Here is a 24,951-nt window from a genome sequence, read left to right as displayed (position 1 = left end):
TTGGCTTTGAAATTTTTTTGATTTCTTCTAAAACAAAATAATTAATTTTGCTGATTAAAAGCTAAAATGATAAGTTTTGGCTTTGAAATTTTTTTGATTTCTTCTTTTGAAAAATAAATTTGTTTTTTAGTCGAGTATATATACAAAGTATGATTTTTTAGCGTGAAATCAAGATTCTCATCAGTGTCTTTTGCAAGTTTTTTTGATAAAGCTAAAATAAAATTAAGCCAAGCTAATATGTGATTATTTGGTAATAAATCTTTTATATTTTCTATTGCAAATGAATTGATTTTTTTTCCATTAGCTTTTAAAATAGTAGAAATTAATAAAATTTCTTTATGTGAAAAACCAAAATGCAGGCTATTTAGAGCTATATAAGCACTATGTTCATTGGCAAAATAAAAATTAATTCTCTCACCTATATGCGATAATTTTGCAGCATTTATAAGATCTTTTTTAAAAGTAAGATTAATTTTATGGATGGGTAAAAGGGCGTCAAATAATTTATTTGCAAAATAAGCACTTTTATCATTATAATCTATACTAAAACGATCTTGTATAGATTTTAAGCTTGGATTGAAATTCGGAGGAAATTTGGCATTAAATTTTGAAAAATCCGTTGTTTCGTTTTTTATTTTAGTATATTTTTGAAAAAGATTAGATAAAAATACACCTTCTCTAACACCCACTGCAGAGGTGATGATATTTTTAGCTTTTAAATTTTTTGCTAGTGCTAAAAATATCACACATCCTTCTTTTATAGTATCAAAACGATCTTTTTTTATGTTAAAATCATTTAAATTTTTAGCATTTTGGATTTTTTCTATGTGATTTTTTTCTTTTTCAAAACTATAACTAAAATTATGAATCATTTTTAACGGGTAAGAGTTTTTTTTCATTATAGAATTTGACAATGCCCTTAAACTTCCACCTATGGCAATGATATTTTCATTTTGAAAATGCTTTGGAACTTGTTTTAGTGCTTCTTGTATAAATTGGTCTAGTGCATTAAATTTTTTTGTATCGTAAAAAATTTCTTTTAATCTTACTGTGCCAAGATCAAGTGAAATACAATCTACAATCTTACCTTCTTTGATTAAACAAAGCTCAGTCGATCCTCCACCTATATCTATAGTGGTGGCATTTTGAATATCTGATAGTAAATTTAGCGCAGCAAGCCCACCTAAAAATGACTCTGTTTTTCCATTAATACATTTTATATTTAAACCTACATTTTTTGCTATTCTAGCTATGAAATCTTTAGCATTGGGCGCATCTCTTAATGCAGAAGTTCCAACAGCAATAATTTTTCTACATTTTTCTTTTAAAGCTTTTTCCTTAAAATAAGTTAAAGCTTTTTCGGCTTTAAGCATGGCTTCTTCTTGAAGAATTTTATTATTATTGTAAGCATTTTCTCCAAGTCTTACTTTCTTTTTGTGCTCACTGCAAATGAAAAAACCATATCTTGAGGTTTTTTCAAAAACTACCATACGAACGGAATTAGAGCCAAGGTCAATTACTGCTGTTTTTTTAGCCATTAAATATCTTTATTTTTATGTTTTAAACGAAGCTCATCAATGCTTTCTACATTATCAGGATCAGGTATGATACAATCTACTGGACAAGCTACTATACAAGCTGGTTCTGAAAATTCATTCACACATTCAGTACAAAGATCAGGATCTATGACATAAATTGGATCATTATCATAGATTGCTTCATCGGGACATTCTTCCCTACATGCATCACAGGATATGCATTCTCTAGTGATTAAAAGTGACATATTTTTTTCCTTTTTATAAGTAATAAAGCAAACTTATACTATATAAAAACTTATAGGTAATTTAAAATGAAAGAAAAAACAAAATCTACTTTTTAGAATGATTAAATCATTCTAAAATTTTAGTTAGTTTTTTTAGGAAAACAAAAACGATACCCTCTACGACGCACGGTTTCTATGGTAGAGATGTTAAGCGGTTTATCCATTTTTTGTCTTATTTGATTGATTGCAACCTCTATAACATTTGGAGTTACAAGTTCAGGTTCTTCCCAAATAGCATCTAAAAGTTGTTCTTTTGACACAATCTGATCTGAATGTCTAGCTAAATGAGTTAAAACTTCAAAAGGTTTTCCTTTTAATTCTATATCTTTTCCTTGATAAGTGATTTTTTCTTCATCAGGATCAATCACTAAATCATCGATTTTGATCACATTTGTTCCGCCAAATCTAAGTCTAGCTTCAATTCTCGCCATTAAAATTTCAAAATCTAAAGGTTTTTTTATATAATCATCTGCTCCAGCTTTCAAAGCTTTGATTTCATTTTCTTTATCTGCTTTTGCGCATATTGTAACTATAGCGGTTCTTGGAGATTTTTGCTTAATGGCATTAATTAAATCACTTGCATCATTATTGCCAATAGTCCAATTTGATAATACTAAATCATAGTGTCTAATACCTATAAAATACTCAGCGTCTTTAAAATTTTCTGAAGTATCACTTTGATAGCCAAACTCATTTAAGGTATTTGATAGAGTTTTATTAAGTGATGCTTCATCTTCTACAACTAAAATACGCATTTTATTCCTTTGAAGATAGTTTTAGTGCAAAAGTATAACACAAATTAAGCAAATGTTCAAAATTCTTTAAAAAAATTTTAATATTTTTTACTCAGACTAGCTCCAACGCATGCATTTTTGATAATATCAGGTTTGTAACAAGTGATATTTATAAATTTAAGCTTTTTATTATGTTTTTTAATATCTTTGCATATGTATTTTAAAGATTTTTCTATAGTTTTAAATTTTTTCTTTTTATAAATTTTTTCTATTCTAATACAAAGTTTTGCATAATCTAAAAATTTTTTACTTTTAGCTTCTAGTTCTATAATAACTTTTTGTTCTTGAATTCTTTCAAAATCCAAAAGCCCTATAATACATTTAAATTCTAAACTGACTTTTATATGACTTTGCATTCTTGTTTTCCAATAAGCCTTAAAATATTTGGTATATGTTTATAAATTACTATAAATGCAATAATAAAAATTGGTGCATGGGTGTTGATCACAGGCATGTCATAATGAAAAATAAATGAAGTAGCTATTAAAACAATTAAAGCTCCTAATGAAGCTAAGCTTGAAATTTTAAATACCTTTCCTATGATAAACCAAGCTAAAACCGCAGATATTATTTCAAAAGGTAAAAATACTGCTAAAACCCCAGCCCCTGTAGCCACTCCTTTACCACCTTCAAATTTTAAATAAGGAGAAAAGCAGTGCCCAAATACTGCTAAAACAGCCATAGTCCATAAGATATTTTCATCATAGCCCATAAATTTTGCCACTAATATAGGTATGATTCCTTTTAATGCGTCTAAAATAGCGGTTGCAATAGCAAGTATTTTAGCTAGTTTAGGATCGCTTTCTTTTACTACCCTTAAAACATTTGTAGCGCCTATACTTTTACTACCCATATTTTTAATGTTTGTTTTAGCAAAGATTTGAGCTAGTAAAAGCCCAAATGGTATAGCGCCTATGAGATAAGCTAAAAGATAGATTATTAAATTTTCCATTTACTTTTCCCTAAGATTTTTGTAAAACTCTGTAATAATAGCAAAAAACCCTGAAATAAATATTTAAGAGATATTTTATCCTATAATAATTTTTATTGTTAAATATAAATTTTTTATATTATTTAAAGAAAATTATAGATATATTTTCAATAAGTTTATTTTAAATAGGCTTTATTTTATCTTATTTAGGAGTAGATAATGAAAAAAATTTCATTATTAGTTGCATCATCATTATTAGTTGCATCAACTGCTTTTGCTAACGATAAAGCTTTGCTTGATGAAGCAAAAGCTGCAGGTTTGGCGCCTTTACCAAAAGATCAGACAGGTGTTGAAAAACTATTAAAAGAAATGGGTATTAAAGCTAGTAAATTCTCTAAAGAGAAAGCTAACCTTGGTAAAAAGCTGTATTTTGAGCCAAGACTTTCTAAAAGTGGTTTGATTTCTTGTAATACCTGTCATAATTTAGGTATGGGTGGTACTGATGGTATAGCGGCTGCTGTAGGACATAAATGGACAGCTAATCCTCATCATTTAAATTCACCAACAGTTTATAACTCAGTTTTAAATTCAACTCAATTTTGGGATGGTAGAGCAGGAACTTTAGCAGACCAAGCAAAAGGGCCAATCGAAGCAGAACCTGAAATGGCAACTCCTGCTAAATTAGCAGTAGAAAAAATAGCTTCTATGCCAGAATATGTAAAAGAATTTAAAAAAGTTTATGGTAGCAGTGGAGTAACTTTTGATAATATTGCAGATGCTATTGCTACATTTGAAAGAACACTTTTAACTCCATCTAAATTTGATAAATTCTTAGAAGGTGATACAAAAGCATTAAATAAAAAAGAAAAAGAAGGTTTGAAAACTTTCATCGATAAAGGCTGTACAGCTTGTCATACAGGGGTAAATTTAGGTGGTAGTATGCAGGCTTTCCAAGTAGCAGCTAAATATAAATTTGCAAATGTAGGAGATTTTAAAGGTGATGCAAATGGCTTAGTTAAAACTCCAACCTTAAGAAATATTGCTGAAACTGCTCCGTATTTTCACAATGGTGCTATTTGGTCTTTACAAGAAGCAATCAAAGAAATGGGCAGTGTGCAACTTGGCATAGAAATTTCTGATAAAGAAGCAGCTTCTATAGAAACTTTCTTACATGCCCTAACAGGTAAAAAACCAAGCATTACTTACCCTCAACTTCCAAAAGCAACTGAAAAAACTCCAAAACCAGAGCTTTAATTTAAATCTTAAGACGCTTTTTTGCGTCTTAAGCTTACTTTATATAAAATCAAGATATAATTATTGCTTTTAGCCATTAAAGCTTTCTAAATTTATGTTTATGCATAATGCTTTATGGTGCTACCAAAATATTTTAAGAAAGGATAGCTGTATGTATGCTATTATAAAACACAGTGGAAAACAATACAGAGTAAGCCAAGGTGATGAGCTTAAACTAGATCGTTTTGAAGCTGAAGCAAAATCAAGCATAGAAGTAAGTGAAGTTCTTGCTATATGCGATAAAGAATTAAAGGTAGGTGCGCCGTTTGTTGCGGGTGCAAAAGTTGTTTTAGAAGTGATTGCTCATGGAAAAGACAAAAAAGTTGTGATTTATAAAAAAAGACGCAGAAAAGACTCAAAATTAAAACGCGGTTTTAGAAGACAATTTACTCGCGTTAGAGTAGTAGATATTAAAGCTTAAGGAGTAAAGAATGGCACACAAGAAAGGTCAAGGTTCAACTCAGAATAATCGTGATTCTATAGGTCGTCGTCTAGGTGTTAAAAAATTTGGTGGAGAATTTGTTCGCGCTGGCAACATCATCATCCGCCAAAGAGGAACAGCAACTCATGCGGGTAATAATGTAGGCATAGGAAAAGATCATACAATTTTTGCTTTAATTGATGGTTTCGTAAAATTCGAAAGAAAAGATAAAAATAGAAAAAAAGTTTCTGTTTATCCTGCATAATTTTAAGGCTACTTTGTAGCCTTTTTCTTCTTTTTAATCTTAATATATTAAAAAAAATATAATATCATTTTAAAAATTTATACTTTGGTGATTGTATGTTTATAGATAATGTGAAATTAGTTTTAAGTTCAGGTAATGGTGGCAAAGGTGCTGTGAGTTTTCGCCGTGAAAAACATGTTCCACTCGGTGGGCCTGATGGTGGCGATGGTGGAAATGGCGGCGATGTATATTTTATATGTGATAATAATACCCATACGCTAGCGCACTTTAAAGGTAAAAAAGAACTTAAAGCACAAAATGGCCAGCCAGGCTTAGGTCGTAATAAAAACGGCAAAAGAGGGGAGAGTTTAGAATTAATCGTTCCTCAAGGCACTCAAGTAATTGACGCACAAAGTGGGGAAGTTTTGCTTGATATGTTAGTAGAGGGCCAAAAAGAATTATTTTTAAAAGGCGGTAAAGGTGGTCTTGGTAATACTCATTTTAAAAACTCTACTAATCAACGCCCAGATTATGCCCAACCGGGTGTGGCAGGAAAAACCTTAAGTGTGCGCTTAGAATTAAAACTCATAGCAGATGTTGGACTTGTGGGCTTTCCAAATGTAGGAAAATCCACTCTTATAAGCGTAGTATCTAATGCAAGACCTGAAATAGCTAATTATGAATTTACTACTTTAACTCCAAAACTTGGTATGGTTGAAGTAGATGATTATAATTCTTTTGTGATGGCAGATATCCCAGGTATTATAGAAGGTGCAAGCGATGGTAGGGGTTTGGGACTTGAGTTTTTAAGACACATAGAAAGAACTTCTTTTTTGCTTTTTGTGCTTGATCCATTAAGAGATATGAGCTTAAAAGAGCAATTTTGTATTTTAAGAAAAGAATTGGAAAAATTTTCAAGCAAGCTTTATGCAAGAAATTTTGGCTTAATGCTTTCAAAAAGTGATAGCGTAAATTTAGGCGAAGAATTTGCACAAAAAATAGAAGATGATTATAATGAGCTAAAAGCTTATTTGCAAAGTCAAAATAATCCGCAAAGTTTTTTCATCAAGGTTTCAAGCCTTGAAAAAACTGGACTTAAAGAGCTTAAATTTATGCTTTTAGAAGAAGTTAAAAAAATTAGAAGTCAAAATAATCTTTGATGAGTGAAAATTTAACTATAGATTTTATTCAAGAATATATCAAGTCTAATTTTAAAGGCTTGGTATATAAATTTACTTATAAAGAACATAGCTTTTTTTATAATCCCGATAAGGTTTTAAAAAACGGAGTTTATTTTTGCACTATTAAAGAAAATGATGGCATAAATGATAAAGCTTCGAATTTAAATAGAGAAGGTGTATTTCGTCTAAGTTGCTCTCTTTGTGATCAAGATTACCAAAATCTTTTTGGTAAAAAACCTAAAAAAGCTTTAAAGGGTGAGGTTGTTAGTTTAAATTATGATTTTTCTATGCTTGATTTTATCATGCCTCATCCAATTTATGCTTATATGGGATATATTTGCATCAACAACCCTTCTAGAAAAAATTTTGAAATTTTTAAAGATTATCTTGAGCTTTCATATCAAAAAGCTATAAAAACTTATAAAAAAAGGATAGTGGTATTATGAAAAATATCATTTTTATGGGAACTCCATCTTATGCAACTTGTATTTTAAAAGAGCTTGTCGATAAAGGATTTAATATCCAAGCTTTATTTACTCAACCTGATAAACCTGTGGGAAGAAAGCAAATTCTAACTCCAAGTGATACTAAAAAATTTGTTTTAGAAAATAATTTAAATATAGAAATTTTCACTCCAAAAAGCTTAAAAGATGAAAATATAATCAATGGAATAAAAAGCTTAAAACCTGATTTTATAGTTGTTGCTGCTTATGGGAAGATTTTACCAAAAGAAATTTTAGATATTGCTCCTTGTGTCAATTTACACGCTTCCTTACTTCCTAAATATCGTGGTGCTTCACCTATACAAAGTGCTATTTTAAATGGGGATAAAATAAGCGGGGTTTGTACTATGCTTATGGAAGAAGGGCTTGATAGTGGTGCAATCTTAGAAAGTATAGAATGTGATATCGCAGGTAAAAATTCAGCTGAAGTTTTTATTATGCTTTCCAATTTAGCAGCTAAGCTTACTATTTCTACGCTTTTGAATTTTGAAAAAATTATCCCAAAAAAGCAAGATGGAAATTTAGTTACACATTGTAAAAAAATCAAAAAAGAAGATGGGTTGATTGTTTTAAATAATGCAAATGAAATTTATCAAAAATTTTTAGCTTTTACACCTTGGCCTGGAATTTTTTTAGAAAATGGTGTGAAATTTTTAGACATAGAGCTAATTGATAGTGAAAAAACTCAAAAATCAGGCGTGATTTTACAAATAGAAAAGGAAGGCTTTTTGCTTTCATGTAAAAAAGGTGTTTTAAGGATTAAAAATTTACAAGAAAGTGGAAAAAAGGCTTTAGACGCTAAGACTTATTTAAATGGAAAAAGGTTAAAACTTGGAGATAGTTTATTTTGATGAGCTTGAATCAACTCAAATTTATTTAAGTGATAAAATTCGTAGTGGAGAAATTACTAACAATACAGCCATTTGTGCTTTTATCCAAAGTGCTGGTATAGGTAGTAGGGACAATACTTGGCAAAGTAAGCAAGGAAATTTACATGTATCTTTTTGCATAAAAACTCAAGAATTAGCACAAGATCTTCCTTTGGCTTCTGCTAGTATATATTTTGCATTTTTAATGAAAGAAGTATTGCAAAGAAAAAATTCGAAAGTATGGATTAAATGGCCCAATGATTTTTATATAGAAGATAAAAAAATAGGCGGATTGATGAGTTCTAAAATCAATGATTTTTTGGTTGTAGGAATAGGGATTAATCTTAAATATGCTCCATTTAATGCTGAAATTTTAGATATAGAAGTAGATATAGCAAAACTTTTAAATGAGTATTTTTCTTATGTAGATGAGAAAATTTTATGGAAGAATATTTTTAGCAAGTATATGCTAGAATTTGAAAAATCAAGAAATTTTTTTATACATAATGAAGGTAAGATTTTATCTTTAAAAGATGCTTTATTGTATAAAGATGGTTCTATATTGTTAGATAGTAAAAGGATATATAGTTTAAGATGAGTGAGATAATAACTATTGCAAATCAAAAAGGTGGGGTAGGTAAAACTACTACCGCTATTAATCTAGCGGCTTCTTTAGCAGTGGCTGAAAAAAAGGTTCTTTTGATAGATATTGATCCACAAGCTAATGCTACAACAGGACTTGGTTTTAATAGAAGTAATTATGAGTATAATATTTACCATGTTTTTATAGGCAGGAAAAAACTTTCTGAAATCATTTTAAAAACTGAACTTCCACAATTATACTTAGCTCCATCAAATATTTCTTTGGTTGGAATTGAACAAGAAGTAGTAAAAGAAAGCGGAGAATATAGAACGATTTTAAGAGAAAAAATCAAAGAAATTGCTAAAGATTATGATTTTATTATCATTGACTCACCTCCTGCACTTGGAAGCATTACGGTAAATGCTTTTGCAGCAAGCGATAGTGTTATTATCCCTATACAATGTGAATTTTATGCGCTTGAGGGTGTTGCGATGGTTTTAAATACCATAAAATTTGTGAAAAAAACTATCAACCCAAAGTTAAAAATAAAAGGTTTTTTACCAACTATGTATAGCTCACAAAATAATCTTTCAAAAGATACCGTGGAAGATTTAAAGCAAAATTTCAAGCAAAAGCTATTTAGAACAGGTGATAATGAAGATGATTTTATCATCATACCAAGAAATGTAAAACTTGCTGAAAGTCCAAGTTATGGAAAACCTATTATACTTTATGATATAAAATCCCCAGGTTCAGTAGCATATCAAAATTTAGCACATTCTATATTAGGATAAAAAATGGCAAAAAAAAGTGCATTAGGAAGAGGCTTAAGTAGTATTTTGGCTGATATTGATGAAGTTTATGAAAAAGAATTAGGATCAAAAGAAGGCAAAATAGAAGAAATTGATATAGATTTAATTAGTCCAAATCCTTATCAGCCAAGGAAAAATTTTGATACACAAGCTTTAGAAGAGCTTGCGGGGTCTATTAAAGAATATGGTTTAATTCAGCCTATTGTAGTTTTTAAAAAAGATGAATTTGATTATATTATAATAGCTGGCGAGAGAAGATTTAGAGCATGTAAGCTTTTAGAAAAAGAACAGATTAAAGCCGTAGTTTTAAATGTGGATGATATAAAATTACGCGAGCTTGCTTTGATTGAAAATATCCAAAGGGAAAATTTAAATCCTATAGAATTGGCACATTCTTATAAAGAATTATTGGAAATTCATGACATAACTCAAGAAAAATTAGCAGATCTTATTCACAAGTCAAGACCACAAATTGCTAATACCTTAAGACTCTTAAATTTAAATGAGCAAACGCAAAATTTCATTATAGAAGGTAAAATTTCACAAGGTCATGCAAAAGTTTTAGTAGGACTTGAAAAAGAAGAAGAAAAAATGATAGTTGATACTATCATAGGTCAAAAACTTAATGTAAGAGATACAGAAAAACTGATTAAAAATTTTAAAAATTCAAATAATTTAGAAAAAAATACAAATTTAAATAAGCAAAATCAATCTATATTAAATTTAAAAGAAAAAATAGAATCTTTTGGATTTAAGACAGTGGTGAAAGATTTAAAAATTATTGTTAATTTTTCTGACGAAAATGAGATTTTAAAATTTTTAAAAATACTAGATTAAATATGCTTTTAGGTATATTTTGGTATAATTGCGCGTTTTATTTAGATTTATTTAGGAGTATTAATGTTTAATGATGTACATTTTTCCATCATGATAGCTACTGGTGTCATTTTTTTGCTTATGATAGCAATTTTAAATTCTATACTCTATAAACCTTTGATTAAATTTATGGATTCTAGAGATTTGACCATTAAAAATGACGAAGAAAAAATGAAAAAAAATTCTGATGATGTTTCAAATGTAGAAAATGAGTTGGAAAAAATTCATATACAAACAAGAGATGAGATTAATCAAATCAAAGTAAAAGCAGTAGAAGAAGCTAAAATAAAACAAGAAAAAGAATTATCAATAAAGAAAAAAGAATTAGAAGAACAAATGCATGTTTTTCTAAAAAGTCTAAGAGAAAAAGAAAAAGAATTAAAAGAAGAGATGCGGTTAAAAATGCCAGAATTTAAGCAAAGCTTTAAAGATAGCTTGAGTAAAATTTAAGGAAGATAAATGTTGAAAAAAATTACATTATTATTGGTGCTTCCTTTTTATGCTTTTGCAGCAGGTAATGGAAGTGGTGAGTATGATATTATCCCAAGAGCAGTTAATTTTGTTTTGTTTGCTGCTATTTTATATTATTTTATAGCAACACCTTTAAAGAATTTTTACCACGGAAGAATTGCAAAAATTGCCTCTAGGATGAATGAAATACAAGAAAAACTTATTGCAAGCAAAAATCATAAATTAGAAATGATGAAAAAATTAGATTTAGCTAAACAAGAAGCAATTAATGCAGTTGCTCTTGCAAAAAAAGAAGCAGAAATCATTACAGATAAAATAGAAGCTGAAACAAAAATGGAGATTAAGGCTTTAGAAAAAACTTATGAAGAACATAAAGAATATGAAATAAGAAGAATGGAAAAAGAAGTTGTGCAAGCGGTTTTAGAAGAAATTTTTGAAGATCAAAGTTTACAGCTTCAGCAAAAAGAAATTTTAAATATCATGATGAAAAAGGTGTCTTGATGGAAAGTGTAATTGCAAAAACCTATGCAAAAGCTATATTAGAAAGAAAAGATTTTGAAAATTTTTATTCAAATTTATTACAACTTAGTTCAGCTTTTGCTTCTGATAAATTTGTAAGTATTTTAAATGCTTATGAGCTTAAACAAGAAAAAAAATTAGATTTTATACTTTCTTTATTAGATAATCCAAGTGATGCTTTTAAAAATTTTATGAGCTTAGTTGTTGGCAACAATAGAGAGATGTTAATTCCAAGCATTACTAAAGAATTGAGTGAACAAAAAGCATTAAAAGAAAATGAATTTTTAGGGCAAGTTTATTCAAAAGAAAAATTAAGTGAAGAAGAAATTAAAAATTTAGAAGAAAAACTTAGTCTTAAATTCAACGCAAAGATTAGATTAGATAGTAAAATAAGTGATAATGACAGTGTAAAAATTAGCTTAGATGGACTTGGTTATGAAATTTCATTTTCAATGCAAAGCTTAAAAGCTAAAATGAATGAATATATATTAAAAGCAATTTAAGGAGACTTGATGAAATTTAAAGCAGATGAAATTAGTTCTATTATAAAAGAAAGAATTGAAAAATTTGATTTTAATCTTGAAATAGAAGAAACCGGTAAGATTATTTCAGTTGCTGATGGTGTTGCTAAGGTTTATGGTCTTAAAAATGCTATGGCCGGTGAGATGGTTGAATTTGAAAATGGCGAAAAGGGAATGGTGCTTAACCTTGAAGAATCAAGTGTTGGTATTGTTATTTTAGGAAAGGGACTTGGCTTAAAAGAAGGAAGCTCTGTAAAAAGATTAAAAAAACTTCTAAAGGTTCCAGTTGGTGATGCGTTGATAGGCCGTGTTGTAAATGCTTTAGGTGAGCCAATTGATGCTAAGGGAGCGATTGAAACAAGTGAATATCGCTTTGTGGAAGAAAAAGCAAAAGGTATTATGGCTAGAAAAAGTGTTCATGAACCATTACATACGGGTATTAAAGCTATTGATGCTTTAGTTCCAATTGGTAGAGGACAAAGAGAGCTAATTATTGGTGATAGACAAACGGGTAAAACTACTGTTGCAATAGATACGATTATTAGTCAAAAAGGTAAAGATGTTATTTGTATTTATGTGGCAATTGGTCAAAAACAAAGCACAGTGGCTCAAGTAGTTAAAAAGCTTGAAGAATACGGTGCAATGGATTATAGTATAGTAGTAAATGCAGGTGCTTCAGATCCTGCTGCATTGCAATATCTTGCTCCATATACAGGTGTAACTATGGGTGAGTATTTTAGAGATAACTCAAGACATGCGTTGATTGTTTATGATGATTTGAGTAAGCATGCTGTTGCTTATCGTGAAATGTCTTTGATTTTGCGTCGTCCTCCGGGTCGTGAAGCTTATCCAGGGGATGTATTTTATTTACATTCAAGATTGCTTGAAAGAGCAAGTAAATTAAGTGATGAGCTTGGTGCAGGAAGCTTAACAGCATTACCTATTATTGAAACTCAAGCAGGGGATGTTTCAGCTTACATTCCAACCAATGTTATTTCAATTACTGATGGTCAAATTTTCTTAGAGACAGATTTGTTTAACTCAGGTATTCGTCCTGCGATTAATGTTGGTTTATCTGTATCTCGTGTTGGTGGTGCTGCACAAATTAAAGCAACAAAACAAGTTTCAGGTACTTTAAGACTTGACTTAGCTCAATATAGAGAATTGCAAGCTTTTGCGCAATTTGCAAGTGATTTAGATGAAGCAAGTAGAAAACAACTTGAGCGTGGACAAAGAATGGTTGAAGTTCTAAAGCAGCCTCCATATTCTCCGCTTTCAGCAGAGAATCAAGTTGTGATGATTTATGCAGGAACTAAAGGATATTTAGATGATATTGCAGTTTCAAAAATAGGAGAATTTGAAGCAGCCTTATATCCATTTATTGAAGCTAAATATCCAGAAATTTTTGAGCAAATTAGAACTAAAAAAGCTTTAGATAAAGATTTGGAAGAAAAATTAGCTAAAGCGTTGAGTGAGTTTAAAGCAAACCATATATAAGGTTTTTAAATGTCTAATTTAAAAGAAATAAAAAGAAAAATAAAAAGTGTCCATAATACACAAAAAACAACTAATGCAATGAAGCTTGTTTCTACTGCCAAATTAAGAAAGGCAGAAGAGGCAGCTAAAAAGTCAAAGATTTTTGCTCAAAAAATTGATGAAGTTTTATCTGAAATTGCTTTCAAGATTAATCAATACGAAGGTCTTGATGATAAACTTCCATTTTTTAGAAAAAAAGACAATGTTGAAAAAATGGATATTATTTTCATTACTGCTGATAAAGGCTTGTGTGGCGGTTTTAACATTAAAACTATTAAAACAGTAAATGAAATGCTCGAAGATTGTAAAGCAAAAAAAATCAAGGTAAGATTAAGAGCTATTGGTAAAACAGGTATTGAGTATTTTAATTTTCAAAATATTGAAATTTTAGAAAAATATTTAGACACAAGCTCTAGCCCTGATTATGAAAAAGCTTGTGCTATTATTAAAAATGCAGTTGATGATTTTATAAATGAAGTTACAGATAAGGTTGTAATTGTACATAATGGCTATAAAAATATGATTTCACAAGAAATTCGTATTAATGAATTATTACCAGTGCAAGCTATTGCGAGCAAAGAAGAACAAGAGTCTCAATCTTTAATGGATTTAGAACCTGAAGATGAAGAAATTTTAAATGATTTATTAAAAACTTATTTTGAATATAATATGTATTTTTCTTTAGTTGATTCTTTGGCGGCTGAGCATAGTGCAAGAATGCAAGCTATGGATAATGCAACCAATAATGCAAAAGCTAGAGTTAAACAACTCAATTTAGCTTATAATAAAGCAAGACAAGAATCTATTACCACCGAATTGATAGAAATTATCAGTGGTGTTGAGTCAATGAAATAAATTTAGGAGTGATGATGCAAGGTTTTATTTCTCAAGTTTTAGGACCAGTGGTTGATGTTGAATTTAAAGAATATCTTCCACAAATTAACGAAGCTATAATTGTAAATTATGAATTAGAAGGAAAAGAATGCAAGCTAGTGCTTGAAGTAGCTGCGCATTTGGGTGATAATAAAGTAAGAACTATCGCTATGGATATGACTGATGGTCTTGTTAGGGGTTTAACGGCTGTTGCGACTGGAAACCCAATTAGCGTTCCAGTGGGCGAAAAAGTACTTGGAAGAATTTTCAATGTAACAGGTGATTTGATTGATGAGGGTGAAGAGATCAATTTTGATAAACATTGGTCAATCCATAGAGATCCACCTCCATTTGAAGAGCAAAGTACAAAAAGTGAAATTTTTGAAACAGGTATTAAGGTAGTTGATTTGTTAGCTCCTTATGCAAAAGGTGGTAAAGTAGGACTTTTTGGTGGTGCAGGTGTTGGTAAAACCGTTATTATTATGGAGTTAATCCACAATGTTGCATTTAAACATAGTGGTTATTCTGTTTTTGCAGGTGTTGGTGAAAGAACTCGCGAGGGTAATGATCTTTACAATGAAATGAAAGAAAGTAATGTTTTAGATAAAGTTGCATTATGTTATGGTCAAATGAATGAACCACCAGGAGCAAGAAATCGTATTGCTTTAACAGGTCTTACTATGGCTGAGTATTTTAGAGATGAAATGGGACTTGATGTGTTGATGTTTATTGATAATATCTTTAGATTTTCACAATCAGGTTCTGAAATGTCGGCACTTTTAGGAAGAATTCCTTCAGCCGTTGGCTATCAACCAACTTTAGCTAGCGAAATGGGTAAATTCCAAGAAAGAATTACTTCAACTAAAAAAGGTTCTATTACTTCAGTTCAAGCAGTTTATGTGCCAGCAGATGATTTAACAGACCCTGCTCCTGCAACTGTTTTTGCGCATTTAGATGCAACTACGGTTTTAAATAGATCAATTGCTGAAAAAGGTATTTATCCAGCTGTTGATCCGCTTGATTCTACTTCAAGAATGCTTGATCCACAAATTATTGGTGAAGAGCATTATAAAGTAGCTCGTGGAGTACAATCAGTACTTCAAAAATACAAAGATTTGCAAGATATTATTGCTATTTTAGGTATGGATGAATTGAGTGAAGAAGATAAATTGATCGTTGAAAGAGCAAGAAAAATTGAAAAATTCCTATCTCAACCATTCTTCGTTGCTGAAGTATTTACAGGAAGTCCTGGTAAATATATTAGTTTAGAAGATACAATAGCAGGTTTTAAAGGTATTTTAGAAGGAAAATATGACCATTTACCTGAAAATGCTTTCTATATGGTAGGTGGAATTGATGAAGTTATTGAAAAAGCAGAAAAACTTAAGGCTTAATAATGGATAATTTAATACATATAGAGGTGGTAACGCCTCTTGGTATGATTTACAATGATAATGTAAAATCTATTGTTCTTCCTGGAAGTGAAGGTGAATTTGGTGTTTTAAAAGGACATGCATCTTTAATTTCTTCTTTAAGGGCAGGGATTATAGATATAGAAAAATCAGATTCTACTCATGAGTTAGTTGCTATTGATTCAGGTCATGCGAAAGTTTCTGAAACGAAAGTAAGCGTTTTAGCAAAAGGTGCTGTGTGGGTTGGAGGAAATAGTGATAGTGAAATAGCAAAAAGATTAGCAGATGCAAAAGATTTAATCAAATCTATGAGTAGTGATAGTGTTGCTTTAGCTTCTACTTTTGCTAAGATGGATAATAATGTAAGGCAAAAATAGTGGATTTTCAATCAATTTTTCATTTTTTTGAAAATACAAGCTTAATTACTTATATTGTATTGGCTTGGCTTTCGGTGTATTTTATACTTAGTTTTAGTATTTTATTTTCAAGATTAATGCTTATTAATAAATGGATGCAAGATGAAAGTCAGGCTTTAGAAGCTTTGATGAGAGGAGAGAGGGATTTAAGCCAAAGTGCATCAATTTTAAAAAAATGTATTGAGATTGATGAAACTAAGATGAATATTTATAAAAATTCTGTTGAAAAAAAAGCCACAATTGGATTAACTTGGCTTAGTATTATTGCTTCAACCTCTCCTTTTATAGGTCTTTTTGGTACAGTTATTTCTATACTTGAAACTTTTGGTGGTTTAGAAATGCAAAATTCTTTGAGTATTATTGCGCCAAAAATTAGTGAAGCTTTGGTAGCTACAGGTTGTGGAATTTTAGTGGCAATTCCCGCATATAGTTTTCATTTGATTATCAAACGCAAAGCTTATGAACTAATTAATATTTTAGATAGTGAGATAAAAGTATTAGTAAGTTCAGCAAAGGTTTAATTGATGTTTTTAGAAGAAAAACCCGAACTAAATATTACACCTTTAGTGGATATTATGCTTGTATTGCTTGCTATTTTAATGGTAACAGCACCAAGTATTACATATGAAGAAAAAGTTCAACTTCCTCAAGGTTCACAAAAAACTTCAAGTGCTCCAAATATCAAAAGTTTAATTATAACAATTAATGCAAAAAAAGAAATTTTTATAGGAAAAGATAAATTTAATTTTTTAAGTTTTGCGGATAATATGAATGCATTAAAAGTGCAATATAATACTCAAGAAACAGTTTTCATTAGAGCGGATAAGAATTTAAAATATGATGATGTAATGAGTGTTTTAAGAACAATGAAGCATTTGGGTTTTCAAAAAGTTGCTTTGCAAACTGAGTAAAAAATGGAAGAAAATTCTACATATAATTTTAAAGCTTTTACTTATGCGATTTTAGTTTATTTTTTTGTTGTTTTTTTAGTATTTTTTAAGTTAGTCGAATATAAGCCAAAAGCTATTGAATATACCAATGATCCCAATAGTTTTATTAATATAGAACTTGGAGATAGTATAAATCAAAATCAAGTAAATATGATACAAGAGTTACAAAAGGAAAATTTGCAAAGTTTATTTGAAGAGAATCTTTTGCAAAAATACACTACAAATAAAAATGTTAATACTCAAAATGTAGAACAACAAGCTAGTGTTTTCAATGAGTTATTTGGCAAAATAGAAGACTATCAAGAAGAAAAAACTACAAAAGTGCAATCTTCAATGCCATCGAAAAAACCCACTTTTACTCAAAGAGAAAAAATCAATGATTTTTCTAAGCAATTAAATGAAAATCTACAAATTAATCAAGAACTAGGACAATCTGTTATAGAACAAAAAATAGGAGTTTATGATCAATTTTTAGGTGCTGTTAGAAAACATCTTGAAGATAGATGGAGAATATACAATCCTAGTGGTAATTTAAGTATAGAAGTAGAATTTGTAATTGATAATAACGGATATTTTTATTTGTTAAGTACCACTAGTGCACATAGTCATAATTTTGATAAAAAGGCAAAAGAATTTTTACAAAATTTAGAAGGAAAATACATAACTTTACCTCCAAATGGTAAAATAAGAAAAATTAAAATGAAACTTAGTGATATAATTGAGTTTAAAACGGAGAAGTGATGAAAAAAATATTAGCGTTTTTATTTTTTTGTTCAGTATTATTTGGGCAAGATGCGACAATATCTGTTGTAAATAAAGGTATGCAATTACCTAAAATTTATATTAAAGATCAATCAAGATTGAATGATTTAGATCTTAAAAAAAGCTTTTATAATATGCTTGTTAATGATATAAAAGTGAGTTCAAATTTTGAATTAACTCAAGATGAAAAACAAGGTGATTATATTTTTTCTTATGTTTTAAATAAAAATGGTAAGCTTTTGGATATTGATGTTGAAATTTTAGCTGCAAATGAAACAAAAACGAGATTTTATGAGCAAATTCTTTCCATTGAAGAATATCCATTTTTAGCACATAGAAGTGTCGCTCAAATGAATAGAAAATTAGGTTTTGCACCGGTTGATTGGATGGATCATAAAATTTTAATAGCTAGAACTCAAGGTAATAAGCAAAGTGATATTTTGTTAGCAGATTATACTTTAACTTATCAAAAGATATTAATATCAAAAGGTTTAAATTTATTTCCCAAATGGGCAAATAAAGAACAAGATGCATTTTATTTCACTGCTTATGAAGATGAAATTCCAACACTTTATAAATATAATATGAAAAATAAAAACATCACAAAAATCATTGCTAGTAAGGGTATGATGGTTGCTTCTGATGTTAGCGATGATGGTAAAAAAATTTTACTTACTATGGCGCCAAAAGATCAGCCAGATGTGTATTTGTATGATACAGATACAAAAGATTTAAAACAGATTACAAATTATACGGGTATTGATGTAAATGGCAACTTTGTAGATGATGATAAAAAAATCGTATTTGTATCAGATCGTTTAGGTTATCCAAATATTTTTATGCAAAATTTAGATTCTAATTTAACAGAACAAGTAGTTTTTCATGGTAAAAATAATTCTTCAGTTTCTACCTATAAACATTATATGGTTTATTCTAGCAGGGAGGTAAATCAAAGTGGGGTTTTTAATCTTTATTTAATGTCAACCAAAAGTGATTATATAAGACAACTCACTGCAAATGGTAAAAATCTTTTTCCAAGATTTTCAAGTGATGGAGAAAGTGTAGTATTTATTAAATATTTAGGTTCACAAAGTGCCTTAGGAGTCATTAGAATTAATGCAAATAGGGCTTTTCATTATGGTTTAAAGGTGGGTAAAATTCAATCAATTGATTGGTAAAATATCAAAATTGTATTTTTTTTGTTATAATTAAACATGATTTTTAAATAAAAAAGGGGAAAAGCAATGAAAAAAATCATTTTTGCTTCAATTACTGCATTTGCTGTTATTGTAAGTGGTTGTGCTACAAAAAATACTAGTGTAAGCAGTTCAAGTAGTGTAGATGGATCAAAAGGTAGTGGTGGTTCTGATAGATTTGAAAATCTTGAATCTTTAAATTCTATTGCAAATGTGTATTTTGATTTTGATAAATTTAATGTTAGAAAAGATATGCAAAAAGTTGTTGCAGATAATGCTGAAATTTTCAACAAAGAAGCCGCGAATGCTGCAATTGTAGTTGAGGGAAACTGCGATGAATGGGGAACTGATGAATATAATCAAGCTCTAGGTTTAAAAAGAGCTAAAGCTGTTAAAGAATCTTTAGTAGCTCAAGGTGTTAGCGCAGATAGAATAAGCGTAAAAAGTTATGGAGAAACTAATCCTGTATGTACTGAAAGAACAAAAGCTTGTGATGCGCAAAATCGTCGTGCAGAATTTAAATTATCAAAATAAGTTTTAAATAAATGAAAATCAAATTATTATCAGTAGCTCTTTTAGGAGCTACTTTTTTATACGCTGAAATTTCAGCATTTGATGCAGGAAAAGTAGATACAAAAACACCTTATGGCTTAACTCAAAATGAAAAATTACAATACGAAAATCAAGAACGCTTAAAAGCTTTAAATGAATATTATACTAATTTGACTAGTAAGATAAATACTGCTGTAGAAAATATAGAAGGTTTACAAAGTGTAACCGAGGGTTTAAATGCTCAATATTCTAAAGCAAATACAAAATTACTTTCACTAGAAGAAAACTATCAAAATTTTGATGCAAATATCACAAAAGAAATTCAAAATTTAAGAGCTTATGTAGAAGAAAATAGGCAAATTCAAGAAAAAAATCACCAAGAAATTCAAAAAGTATTGAGCGAAATAACAACTTTGATCAATAAAATTAATGATGATTATGTTTCTAAAGAAGATATGAACCAAACCATAACTTTTTTTCAATCGGAAATAGCTAGAGTGCAAAATCAAACAAATAATATCCAAGTTGTTCCTATTGCTAGCGAAAGCAATAAAACACAAGAAGTCATTAAAGAAACAAATACGACTTTGGAAAAAGAAATTGTTCAAGCGAAAGATGATAGTTGGAAAAAACTGCAATCTAGCGAAATTTTAAAAAAAGCTATTGATGAAACCAATAAAAATCAATTTGATGATGCAAAAGAAAAATTTGAGCATTTAATTAGTATCCATTATAAACCTGCTAGATCTACTTTTTGGCTTGGAGAGATAAGATATAAACAAAAAGATTATGCAGGCGCTTTGGGATTTTACAAAAAAAGTTCTGCTATAAGCACCAAGGGTGATTATGTGCCAAAATTACTTTATCATACGGCTATTAGCTTAGATAAAGTTGGGGATCCAAAAAGTGCTAATAAATTTTACAAAGCTTTAAAGACAGCTTATCCTGATAGTCCTGAAGCAAAAGTTTCGCCAGATAGAAAATAAAAAAAGGAGATAAAATGGCTATAGAAAAAAATAGTGTAGTTTCAATGTTTTATGAGTTAAAAGATGCAAACACAAATGAAGTTTTAGAATCAAATATTTATGCTGAACCTATTTCTTTTATTTTAGGTAAGGGTCAAATTTTAGAAGGACTAGAAGAGGAAATTCAAAAACTTGATGCCCCATGTAATGCCGATATTGTGATAAAAAAAGAAAATGCTTTGGGTGAATATGATGCAAATGCATTGCAAACTTTACCAAAAGAACAATTTGCAGGGATTGATTTGCAAGTTGGTATGGAGCTTTTTGGCGAAGGCGAAGATGGTAATACAGTAAGAGTAATTGTTAGAGAAATTACTGAGAATGAAGTTACTATTGATTATAATCATGCTTACGCAGGAAAAGACTTGTTATTTTCAATTAATATTGTAGATGTTAGAGCTGCAAGTGAAGATGAAATTTTAACAGGAATTATTGCAGGTAGCAGAAGTTGTGGATGTGGTGGTGGAGGACATCATCATGATCATCATCACGGACATGGTGGTGGTGGATGTTGTGGTGGCCACGGACATGGTGGTGGCGGTTGCTGCGGTGGACACTAATGAATAGTGCATTTATTTTCCCAGGCCAAGGCTCTCAAAGTGTTGGTATGGGGCTTAGTTTTTATGAGAATTCACTTAAAGCAAGAGAATTATTAGATTGTGCAAGTGATTATTGTAAAATTGATTTTAAAAATTTGCTTTTTAAGGAAAATGAAAATTTAAATAAAAGTGAATTTACACAAATGGCCATAGTGTTAAACTCACTAATGGCTTATGAAGCTTTAAAAGAGCAAGCTAGTATAGAAGCTAAGTATAGTTTAGGCCATTCACTAGGAGAATTTAGTGCTTTAGCGACTCAAGGTGCATTTGACTTTTTAGATGTTATAGCACTTGTTAACAAGCGTGGCCAATTTATGCAGGAGGATTGCTCTAAAATCGAAGCTGGTATGATGGTGGTTTTAGGACTTGAAGATAAAGTAGTAGAAGAACTTTGCCAAAAGGCATTAAGTGAGCAAAAAAGTATTTTTGCAGCTAATTATAATTGTGAAGGACAGGTTGTAGTAGCGGGTTTAAAGCCTGATTTAGCTTCTTATGAGAGTGAGTTTAAGAATGCAGGAGCCAAAAGAGCTATGCTTTTGAATATGAGTGTTGCAAGCCATTGTCCATTATTAAAAAATGCGTCTTTAAAACTTACAAAAGAACTAGAGCTTGTGTTAAAAGATGATTTTAAAAGTGTAGTTTCAAATGTAAATGCAAAAATATATAGTGATAAAACTCAAGCTTTAACACTTTTAAGCGAGCAACTTATAAAGCCTGTTCTTTATAAACAAAGCATTAAAACAATAGATAATGAAGTGGATTTTTATATAGAATTTGGTGCGAGCGTGCTAAAGGGCTTAAATAAAAAAATCACTCAAAAAGAAACTTATGCTTTAAGTAAAATAGAAGATATTGATGAAATTCTAAAGGTGATTAAATGAAAATAGCTATTTTAGGAGCTATGCCCGAAGAGGTTACTCCTTTACTCGAAACATTAAAAGAATATCAAACAATTGAATATGCAAATAATACTTATTATATTGCAAAATACAAAAATCATGAATTAATCATCGCTTATTCTAAGATAGGGAAAGTAAATTCCACTCTTAGCGCAACTATTATGATAGAAAAATTTAAAGCTGAACTTATGCTTTTTACAGGAGTGGCTGGTGCTTTTAATCCTAGTTTGGAAATAGGGGATTTAATCTATGCTACAAAATTAGCTCAATATGATTTAGATATTACAGCTTTTGGACATCCGCTTGGTTATGTTCCTGGTAATGAAATTTTTATAAAAACAGATGATAAGCTTAATAATCTTGCCATAGAGGTCGCTAAAGAACTTGGTGTTAAATTACAATCAGGTATTATCGCTACGGGTGATGAATTTATTTGTGATGAGAATAAAAAAGCAAAAATTAGAGAAATTTTTAACGCAGATGCTTGTGAAATGGAAGGAGCTAGTGTGGCTTTGGTATGTGATGCTTTAAAAATTCCATGTTTGGTTTTAAGATCAATGAGTGATAAGGCAGGTGAAAAAGCTGAATTTGACTTTGATGAGTTTGTAGAAAAATCCGCTAAAATTTCAGCTAATTTTGTTTTAAAAATTTGTGAGAAATTATGATAAATCTTAGCAAAAGACTAATCAGAGAAGTTGCAAAAGCAAATGCCAAGTTTTCCTTAATAGGAGATAATGATAAAGTTTTATTAGGACTTAGTGGCGGGAAAGACTCTCTAGCCCTAGCTCATCTTTTAAAGCGTATGCAAGCACATGCACCTTTTAAATTTGAACTTAAAGCAGTAACTTTAAGTTATGGCATGGGTGAAGATTACACCAAACTTCATAATCACTGCAAAGAACATGGTATTGACCATGAGGTTATTGATTCTAATATTTATGAAATTTCAGGTGATACCATTAGAAAAAATTCAAGCTTTTGTAGCTATTTTTCAAGAATGAGACGTGGTGCTTTATATACTTACGCCTTAGAAAATGGTTTTAATAAATTAGCCATAGCTCATCATTTAGATGATGCAGTAGAGAGTTTTTTTATGAATTTCATTTATAATGGTGCTCTTAGAAGTTTAGCGCCAAAATATAAAAGTAAAAGAGGTGTAGAAGTCATCCGTCCTTTGATTTTTGTAAGAGAAAGACAATTAAGGGAAAATGCTATTAATAATGAATTAGAAGTAATTGGTAATGAATTTTGTCCTGGTATGAAATTAAGTGAAAAAAATGTAAAATTTCCTCATGCTAGAGAAGAAGCTAAACAGCTTTTAGCAAATTTAGAAAAAGAAAATCCAAAATTATTTACGAGCTTAAAAACTGCATTTGAAAATATCCACACGGATAGTTTTTTCATGGTTAAGGATAATGACTAAACTTTTAATTATAGTTGATTATCAAAATGATTTTATCGATGGTAGCTTAGGTTTTGAAAAAGCTACCAAGATAAAAGATAATATTCTTACTCTTTTAAAAAATCATCAAGGTGATGTTGTTTTTACTTTTGATACGCATGATGAGAATTATTTAAAAACCCAAGAAGGAAAAAAACTGCCTATTTATCATTGTATTAAAGATACTTTTGGTTGGCAAATGCCAAGTGATTTTAATGTGTATTTAAAAAATGCAAAAAAAATCTTTTATAAGAATGCTTTTGGTAGTTTAGAATTGGCTAATTTTTTAAAACAAAATCATTATGAAAGTATAGAATTTTGTGGTTTGGTTTCGCATATTTGTGTATTTAGTAATATTATTTTAGCTCAAAGTGCCACGCCTAATTCTAAAATTATTTTACATAAAAATGCTACTGCAAGTTTTAATGAATCTTTAGAAAATAGTGCTTATGAAATTTTACAAGCTTATGATATAGAGCTTTTATAGATGCAAGGCTTTATTTTGCACACTCAGAGCGTAAAAGATGAGGATTTGATTGTTTATCTTTTAAGCGCCAAAAAAGTTATTAAAAGTTATAGATTTTACGGAATGAGACATTCTAATATTCTAAATGGATATAAGATTGATTTTGAACTTGAGGAAAGTTCAAGATTTTTACCGCGCTTAAAAGATGTTTTACACATTGGATTTTCTTGGGTTTTAGATAGAGAAAAAATGTTTTTTTGGCAAGAATTTATCAGGCTTTTTTATTGGCATTTAAAAGATGTTGAGGAGATTGATAGTTTTTATTTTGAGCTTTTAGAAGATTGTGCTAAGCGTTTTGAAAAACAAGATTGCAAGCGTGTGATTGTGGATGCTTATTTAAAGATTCTAAGCTTTGAAGGACGCTTGCATAAGGATTTTATTTGCTTTTTATGTGATGAGTGTATAAAAGAAGATGTTGTATTGATAAGGGCTTTTTTGCCTGCGCATAAAAAATGTGCTTTTGGCTATGAGTTTAAAGCTAAAGATCTTGTGAGGTTTTATGAAAATTTTAATTCATCGCATTTTAGCGATGAATATATTGATAATTTATATAAAATCATTAAAGAGGGTTTTTAAGAGTAATATCATACATCATAATAGCCTCTTGTCTTAATTTTGCGATGATATTTGCACTATCAATATGTGTATTTTTTATAATAGCTTCCTTGCTATTTTTAATATCTTCAAGCAAATTTCCAAGTTGTTTTTGGGAGCTTTGTAAGCAAGTGCTTATACATTTTGGTTGTGTTTGTTGTAAAACTTGCTCGAAATTTAAACTTTGATTGTTAAGCTTTGAAGCATGTGCTGCTAGATTATTTGCACTTGTTCTAATGCCACCTAATGCTTTGTAAATCCCTTTTGAATTGATATGAGCTGCCATGAACCTTCCTTGTTTTATGGTATCTCTTCATTCATATTGCTTAG

General features: G+C 29.7%; 34 protein-coding genes. 28 read left to right on the top strand and 6 right to left on the bottom strand.

The window, feature by feature from the left end:
• Positions 1-41 precede the first annotated feature (41 nt).
• The 5 genes from L8W57_RS02545 to plsY all read right to left on the bottom strand — a co-directional run bounded on the left by L8W57_RS02545 (position 42) and on the right by plsY (position 3,568).
• On the bottom strand, positions 42-1,538 hold the full coding sequence (locus tag L8W57_RS02545) for a Ppx/GppA phosphatase family protein (protein ID WP_263661939.1): 1,497 nt from the start codon (positions 1,536-1,538) through the stop codon (positions 42-44).
• Positions 1,538-1,783 (bottom strand): YfhL family 4Fe-4S dicluster ferredoxin, encoded by a 246-nt coding sequence (locus L8W57_RS02540; protein WP_012660922.1) that lies wholly within the window; start codon positions 1,781-1,783, stop codon positions 1,538-1,540. Before L8W57_RS02540 ends, L8W57_RS02545 begins: the two co-directional genes overlap by 1 nt.
• 119 nt (positions 1,784-1,902) lie before the next feature.
• Positions 1,903-2,577: a homeostatic response regulator transcription factor HsrA gene (gene hsrA, locus L8W57_RS02535; RefSeq protein ID WP_133319681.1), complete on the bottom strand. Its 675-nt coding sequence runs from the start codon at positions 2,575-2,577 to the stop codon at positions 1,903-1,905.
• Between the two features lie 77 nt (positions 2,578-2,654).
• On the bottom strand, positions 2,655-2,972 hold the full coding sequence (locus L8W57_RS02530) for a dihydroneopterin aldolase (protein WP_133319680.1): 318 nt from the start codon (positions 2,970-2,972) through the stop codon (positions 2,655-2,657).
• Positions 2,957-3,568: a glycerol-3-phosphate 1-O-acyltransferase PlsY gene (gene plsY, locus L8W57_RS02525; RefSeq protein WP_220566512.1), complete on the bottom strand. Its 612-nt coding sequence runs from the start codon at positions 3,566-3,568 to the stop codon at positions 2,957-2,959. Before plsY ends, L8W57_RS02530 begins: the two co-directional genes overlap by 16 nt.
• 198 nt (positions 3,569-3,766) lie before the next feature.
• Between plsY and L8W57_RS02520 the strand changes: the two genes are divergently transcribed.
• The 28 genes from L8W57_RS02520 to recO all read left to right on the top strand — a co-directional run bounded on the left by L8W57_RS02520 (position 3,767) and on the right by recO (position 24,603).
• Positions 3,767-4,801: a cytochrome-c peroxidase gene (locus tag L8W57_RS02520; protein WP_133319678.1), complete on the top strand. Its 1,035-nt coding sequence runs from the start codon at positions 3,767-3,769 to the stop codon at positions 4,799-4,801.
• Positions 4,802-4,952: 151 nt separating this feature from the next.
• Complete coding sequence (gene rplU, locus L8W57_RS02515) at positions 4,953-5,261, top strand: 50S ribosomal protein L21 (RefSeq protein WP_263659711.1); 309 nt, start codon at positions 4,953-4,955, stop codon at positions 5,259-5,261.
• A 10-nt stretch (positions 5,262-5,271) separates the two neighbouring features.
• Positions 5,272-5,526 (top strand): 50S ribosomal protein L27, encoded by a 255-nt coding sequence (rpmA, locus tag L8W57_RS02510; RefSeq protein ID WP_039649045.1) that lies wholly within the window; start codon positions 5,272-5,274, stop codon positions 5,524-5,526.
• Positions 5,527-5,621: 95 nt separating this feature from the next.
• Entirely contained in the window at positions 5,622-6,665 is a 1,044-nt protein-coding gene (gene obgE / locus L8W57_RS02505) for a GTPase ObgE (RefSeq protein WP_133319676.1), read from the top strand.
• Positions 6,665-7,132, top strand: coding sequence for a DUF6194 family protein (locus L8W57_RS02500; protein WP_133319675.1), 468 nt, complete (start codon positions 6,665-6,667; stop codon positions 7,130-7,132). Before obgE ends, L8W57_RS02500 begins: the two co-directional genes overlap by 1 nt.
• Positions 7,129-8,040 carry a methionyl-tRNA formyltransferase gene (fmt, locus tag L8W57_RS02495; protein ID WP_133319674.1) on the top strand — a complete coding sequence of 304 codons (912 nt, stop codon included), beginning with the start codon at positions 7,129-7,131 and terminating at the stop codon, positions 8,038-8,040. Before L8W57_RS02500 ends, fmt begins: the two co-directional genes overlap by 4 nt.
• Positions 8,021-8,656: a biotin--[acetyl-CoA-carboxylase] ligase gene (locus tag L8W57_RS02490; RefSeq protein WP_133319673.1), complete on the top strand. Its 636-nt coding sequence runs from the start codon at positions 8,021-8,023 to the stop codon at positions 8,654-8,656. The genes fmt and L8W57_RS02490 overlap by 20 nt, the downstream gene beginning before the upstream one ends.
• The gene (locus L8W57_RS02485) at positions 8,653-9,435 is read left to right on the top strand and encodes a ParA family protein (RefSeq protein ID WP_012660935.1); all 783 of its coding nucleotides are present in this window, start codon (positions 8,653-8,655) and stop codon (positions 9,433-9,435) included. Before L8W57_RS02490 ends, L8W57_RS02485 begins: the two co-directional genes overlap by 4 nt.
• A 3-nt stretch (positions 9,436-9,438) precedes the next feature.
• Positions 9,439-10,290 carry a ParB/RepB/Spo0J family partition protein gene (locus tag L8W57_RS02480; RefSeq protein WP_263659714.1) on the top strand — a complete coding sequence of 284 codons (852 nt, stop codon included), beginning with the start codon at positions 9,439-9,441 and terminating at the stop codon, positions 10,288-10,290.
• A gap of 63 nt (positions 10,291-10,353) precedes the next feature.
• Entirely contained in the window at positions 10,354-10,779 is a 426-nt protein-coding gene (locus L8W57_RS02475) for a FoF1 ATP synthase subunit B' (protein WP_263661938.1), read from the top strand.
• Between the two features lie 9 nt (positions 10,780-10,788).
• Entirely contained in the window at positions 10,789-11,301 is a 513-nt protein-coding gene (locus L8W57_RS02470) for a F0F1 ATP synthase subunit B (RefSeq protein ID WP_263659715.1), read from the top strand.
• Entirely contained in the window at positions 11,301-11,822 is a 522-nt protein-coding gene (locus L8W57_RS02465) for a F0F1 ATP synthase subunit delta (RefSeq protein WP_133319669.1), read from the top strand. Before L8W57_RS02470 ends, L8W57_RS02465 begins: the two co-directional genes overlap by 1 nt.
• Before the next feature lie 9 nt (positions 11,823-11,831).
• Positions 11,832-13,337, top strand: coding sequence for a F0F1 ATP synthase subunit alpha (atpA, locus tag L8W57_RS02460; RefSeq protein ID WP_133319668.1), 1,506 nt, complete (start codon positions 11,832-11,834; stop codon positions 13,335-13,337).
• 9 nt (positions 13,338-13,346) lie between these two features.
• On the top strand, positions 13,347-14,231 hold the full coding sequence (gene atpG, locus L8W57_RS02455; protein ID WP_263661937.1) for an ATP synthase F1 subunit gamma: 885 nt from the start codon (positions 13,347-13,349) through the stop codon (positions 14,229-14,231).
• 14 nt (positions 14,232-14,245) lie between these two features.
• Entirely contained in the window at positions 14,246-15,643 is a 1,398-nt protein-coding gene (gene atpD, locus L8W57_RS02450; RefSeq protein ID WP_133319666.1) for a F0F1 ATP synthase subunit beta, read from the top strand.
• Between the two features lie 2 nt (positions 15,644-15,645).
• Complete coding sequence (gene atpC / locus L8W57_RS02445; protein ID WP_133319665.1) at positions 15,646-16,038, top strand: ATP synthase F1 subunit epsilon; 393 nt, start codon at positions 15,646-15,648, stop codon at positions 16,036-16,038.
• Positions 16,038-16,598: a MotA/TolQ/ExbB proton channel family protein gene (locus tag L8W57_RS02440; RefSeq protein ID WP_220566504.1), complete on the top strand. Its 561-nt coding sequence runs from the start codon at positions 16,038-16,040 to the stop codon at positions 16,596-16,598. The genes atpC and L8W57_RS02440 overlap by 1 nt, the downstream gene beginning before the upstream one ends.
• The gene (locus L8W57_RS02435) at positions 16,599-16,988 is read left to right on the top strand and encodes an ExbD/TolR family protein (protein ID WP_133319663.1); all 390 of its coding nucleotides are present in this window, start codon (positions 16,599-16,601) and stop codon (positions 16,986-16,988) included.
• A gap of 3 nt (positions 16,989-16,991) precedes the next feature.
• Complete coding sequence (locus L8W57_RS02430) at positions 16,992-17,768, top strand: TonB C-terminal domain-containing protein (RefSeq protein WP_263661936.1); 777 nt, start codon at positions 16,992-16,994, stop codon at positions 17,766-17,768.
• A complete protein-coding gene (gene tolB / locus L8W57_RS02425) occupies positions 17,768-18,967 on the top strand; it encodes a Tol-Pal system protein TolB (protein ID WP_263661935.1) in 1,200 nt (399 codons plus the stop codon). Before L8W57_RS02430 ends, tolB begins: the two co-directional genes overlap by 1 nt.
• A gap of 66 nt (positions 18,968-19,033) precedes the next feature.
• The gene (gene pal, locus L8W57_RS02420; protein ID WP_133319660.1) at positions 19,034-19,519 is read left to right on the top strand and encodes a peptidoglycan-associated lipoprotein Pal; all 486 of its coding nucleotides are present in this window, start codon (positions 19,034-19,036) and stop codon (positions 19,517-19,519) included.
• A gap of 11 nt (positions 19,520-19,530) precedes the next feature.
• A complete protein-coding gene (locus L8W57_RS02415) occupies positions 19,531-20,523 on the top strand; it encodes a tetratricopeptide repeat protein (RefSeq protein ID WP_263661934.1) in 993 nt (330 codons plus the stop codon).
• A gap of 14 nt (positions 20,524-20,537) precedes the next feature.
• The gene (locus L8W57_RS02410; protein WP_263660726.1) at positions 20,538-21,122 is read left to right on the top strand and encodes an FKBP-type peptidyl-prolyl cis-trans isomerase; all 585 of its coding nucleotides are present in this window, start codon (positions 20,538-20,540) and stop codon (positions 21,120-21,122) included.
• The gene (gene fabD, locus L8W57_RS02405; protein WP_263659719.1) at positions 21,122-22,042 is read left to right on the top strand and encodes an ACP S-malonyltransferase; all 921 of its coding nucleotides are present in this window, start codon (positions 21,122-21,124) and stop codon (positions 22,040-22,042) included. The genes L8W57_RS02410 and fabD overlap by 1 nt, the downstream gene beginning before the upstream one ends.
• Complete coding sequence (locus tag L8W57_RS02400; RefSeq protein ID WP_133319656.1) at positions 22,039-22,725, top strand: 5'-methylthioadenosine/adenosylhomocysteine nucleosidase; 687 nt, start codon at positions 22,039-22,041, stop codon at positions 22,723-22,725. The genes fabD and L8W57_RS02400 overlap by 4 nt, the downstream gene beginning before the upstream one ends.
• Complete coding sequence (locus L8W57_RS02395; RefSeq protein ID WP_039627820.1) at positions 22,722-23,483, top strand: ATP-binding protein; 762 nt, start codon at positions 22,722-22,724, stop codon at positions 23,481-23,483. Before L8W57_RS02400 ends, L8W57_RS02395 begins: the two co-directional genes overlap by 4 nt.
• A complete protein-coding gene (locus L8W57_RS02390) occupies positions 23,476-23,988 on the top strand; it encodes a cysteine hydrolase family protein (RefSeq protein ID WP_263661933.1) in 513 nt (170 codons plus the stop codon). The genes L8W57_RS02395 and L8W57_RS02390 overlap by 8 nt, the downstream gene beginning before the upstream one ends.
• Positions 23,989-24,603, top strand: coding sequence for a recombination protein RecO (gene recO, locus L8W57_RS02385; protein WP_133319653.1), 615 nt, complete (start codon positions 23,989-23,991; stop codon positions 24,601-24,603). It begins immediately after the preceding gene.
• Here recO and L8W57_RS02380 read toward each other — a convergent pair.
• Entirely contained in the window at positions 24,587-24,907 is a 321-nt protein-coding gene (locus L8W57_RS02380) for a hypothetical protein (protein ID WP_039617382.1), read from the bottom strand. The genes recO and L8W57_RS02380 overlap by 17 nt on opposite strands.
• Positions 24,908-24,951: the final 44 nt, after the last annotated feature.

It is taken from the genome of Campylobacter sp. IFREMER_LSEM_CL1890 (genome assembly GCF_025772045.1).
Taxonomy (GTDB): Bacteria; Campylobacterota; Campylobacteria; order Campylobacterales; family Campylobacteraceae; genus Campylobacter_D; species Campylobacter_D lari_D.
This window is presented reverse-complemented; position numbering and strand designations above follow the sequence as displayed.

Excerpts from the sequence above, each read along its gene's own strand:
- atpC (WP_133319665.1), top strand. The coding sequence starts at position 15,646 with ATGGATAATTTAATACATATAGAGGTGGTAACGCCTCTTGGTATGATT.
- L8W57_RS02395 (WP_039627820.1), top strand. The coding sequence starts at position 22,722 with ATGATAAATCTTAGCAAAAGACTAATCAGAGAAGTTGCAAAAGCAAAT.
- rpmA (WP_039649045.1), top strand. The coding sequence starts at position 5,272 with ATGGCACACAAGAAAGGTCAAGGTTCAACTCAGAATAATCGTGATTCT.
- tolB (WP_263661935.1), top strand. The coding sequence starts at position 17,768 with ATGAAAAAAATATTAGCGTTTTTATTTTTTTGTTCAGTATTATTTGGG.
- L8W57_RS02470 (WP_263659715.1), top strand. The coding sequence starts at position 10,789 with ATGTTGAAAAAAATTACATTATTATTGGTGCTTCCTTTTTATGCTTTT.
- L8W57_RS02520 (WP_133319678.1), top strand. The coding sequence starts at position 3,767 with ATGAAAAAAATTTCATTATTAGTTGCATCATCATTATTAGTTGCATCA.
- atpD (WP_133319666.1), top strand. The coding sequence starts at position 14,246 with ATGCAAGGTTTTATTTCTCAAGTTTTAGGACCAGTGGTTGATGTTGAA.
- plsY (WP_220566512.1), bottom strand. The coding sequence starts at position 3,568 with ATGGAAAATTTAATAATCTATCTTTTAGCTTATCTCATAGGCGCTATA.
- L8W57_RS02485 (WP_012660935.1), top strand. The coding sequence starts at position 8,653 with ATGAGTGAGATAATAACTATTGCAAATCAAAAAGGTGGGGTAGGTAAA.
- L8W57_RS02415 (WP_263661934.1), top strand. The coding sequence starts at position 19,531 with ATGAAAATCAAATTATTATCAGTAGCTCTTTTAGGAGCTACTTTTTTA.
- L8W57_RS02540 (WP_012660922.1), bottom strand. The coding sequence starts at position 1,783 with ATGTCACTTTTAATCACTAGAGAATGCATATCCTGTGATGCATGTAGG.
- L8W57_RS02545 (WP_263661939.1), bottom strand. The coding sequence starts at position 1,538 with ATGGCTAAAAAAACAGCAGTAATTGACCTTGGCTCTAATTCCGTTCGT.
- pal (WP_133319660.1), top strand. The coding sequence starts at position 19,034 with ATGAAAAAAATCATTTTTGCTTCAATTACTGCATTTGCTGTTATTGTA.
- L8W57_RS02500 (WP_133319675.1), top strand. The coding sequence starts at position 6,665 with ATGAGTGAAAATTTAACTATAGATTTTATTCAAGAATATATCAAGTCT.
- rplU (WP_263659711.1), top strand. The coding sequence starts at position 4,953 with ATGTATGCTATTATAAAACACAGTGGAAAACAATACAGAGTAAGCCAA.
- recO (WP_133319653.1), top strand. The coding sequence starts at position 23,989 with ATGCAAGGCTTTATTTTGCACACTCAGAGCGTAAAAGATGAGGATTTG.
- L8W57_RS02465 (WP_133319669.1), top strand. The coding sequence starts at position 11,301 with ATGGAAAGTGTAATTGCAAAAACCTATGCAAAAGCTATATTAGAAAGA.
- L8W57_RS02390 (WP_263661933.1), top strand. The coding sequence starts at position 23,476 with ATGACTAAACTTTTAATTATAGTTGATTATCAAAATGATTTTATCGAT.
- L8W57_RS02430 (WP_263661936.1), top strand. The coding sequence starts at position 16,992 with ATGGAAGAAAATTCTACATATAATTTTAAAGCTTTTACTTATGCGATT.
- atpG (WP_263661937.1), top strand. The coding sequence starts at position 13,347 with ATGTCTAATTTAAAAGAAATAAAAAGAAAAATAAAAAGTGTCCATAAT.
- L8W57_RS02400 (WP_133319656.1), top strand. The coding sequence starts at position 22,039 with ATGAAAATAGCTATTTTAGGAGCTATGCCCGAAGAGGTTACTCCTTTA.
- fabD (WP_263659719.1), top strand. The coding sequence starts at position 21,122 with ATGAATAGTGCATTTATTTTCCCAGGCCAAGGCTCTCAAAGTGTTGGT.
- L8W57_RS02530 (WP_133319680.1), bottom strand. The coding sequence starts at position 2,972 with ATGCAAAGTCATATAAAAGTCAGTTTAGAATTTAAATGTATTATAGGG.
- L8W57_RS02380 (WP_039617382.1), bottom strand. The coding sequence starts at position 24,907 with ATGGCAGCTCATATCAATTCAAAAGGGATTTACAAAGCATTAGGTGGC.
- obgE (WP_133319676.1), top strand. The coding sequence starts at position 5,622 with ATGTTTATAGATAATGTGAAATTAGTTTTAAGTTCAGGTAATGGTGGC.
- hsrA (WP_133319681.1), bottom strand. The coding sequence starts at position 2,577 with ATGCGTATTTTAGTTGTAGAAGATGAAGCATCACTTAATAAAACTCTA.
- L8W57_RS02475 (WP_263661938.1), top strand. The coding sequence starts at position 10,354 with ATGTTTAATGATGTACATTTTTCCATCATGATAGCTACTGGTGTCATT.
- fmt (WP_133319674.1), top strand. The coding sequence starts at position 7,129 with ATGAAAAATATCATTTTTATGGGAACTCCATCTTATGCAACTTGTATT.
- L8W57_RS02480 (WP_263659714.1), top strand. The coding sequence starts at position 9,439 with ATGGCAAAAAAAAGTGCATTAGGAAGAGGCTTAAGTAGTATTTTGGCT.
- atpA (WP_133319668.1), top strand. The coding sequence starts at position 11,832 with ATGAAATTTAAAGCAGATGAAATTAGTTCTATTATAAAAGAAAGAATT.
- L8W57_RS02410 (WP_263660726.1), top strand. The coding sequence starts at position 20,538 with ATGGCTATAGAAAAAAATAGTGTAGTTTCAATGTTTTATGAGTTAAAA.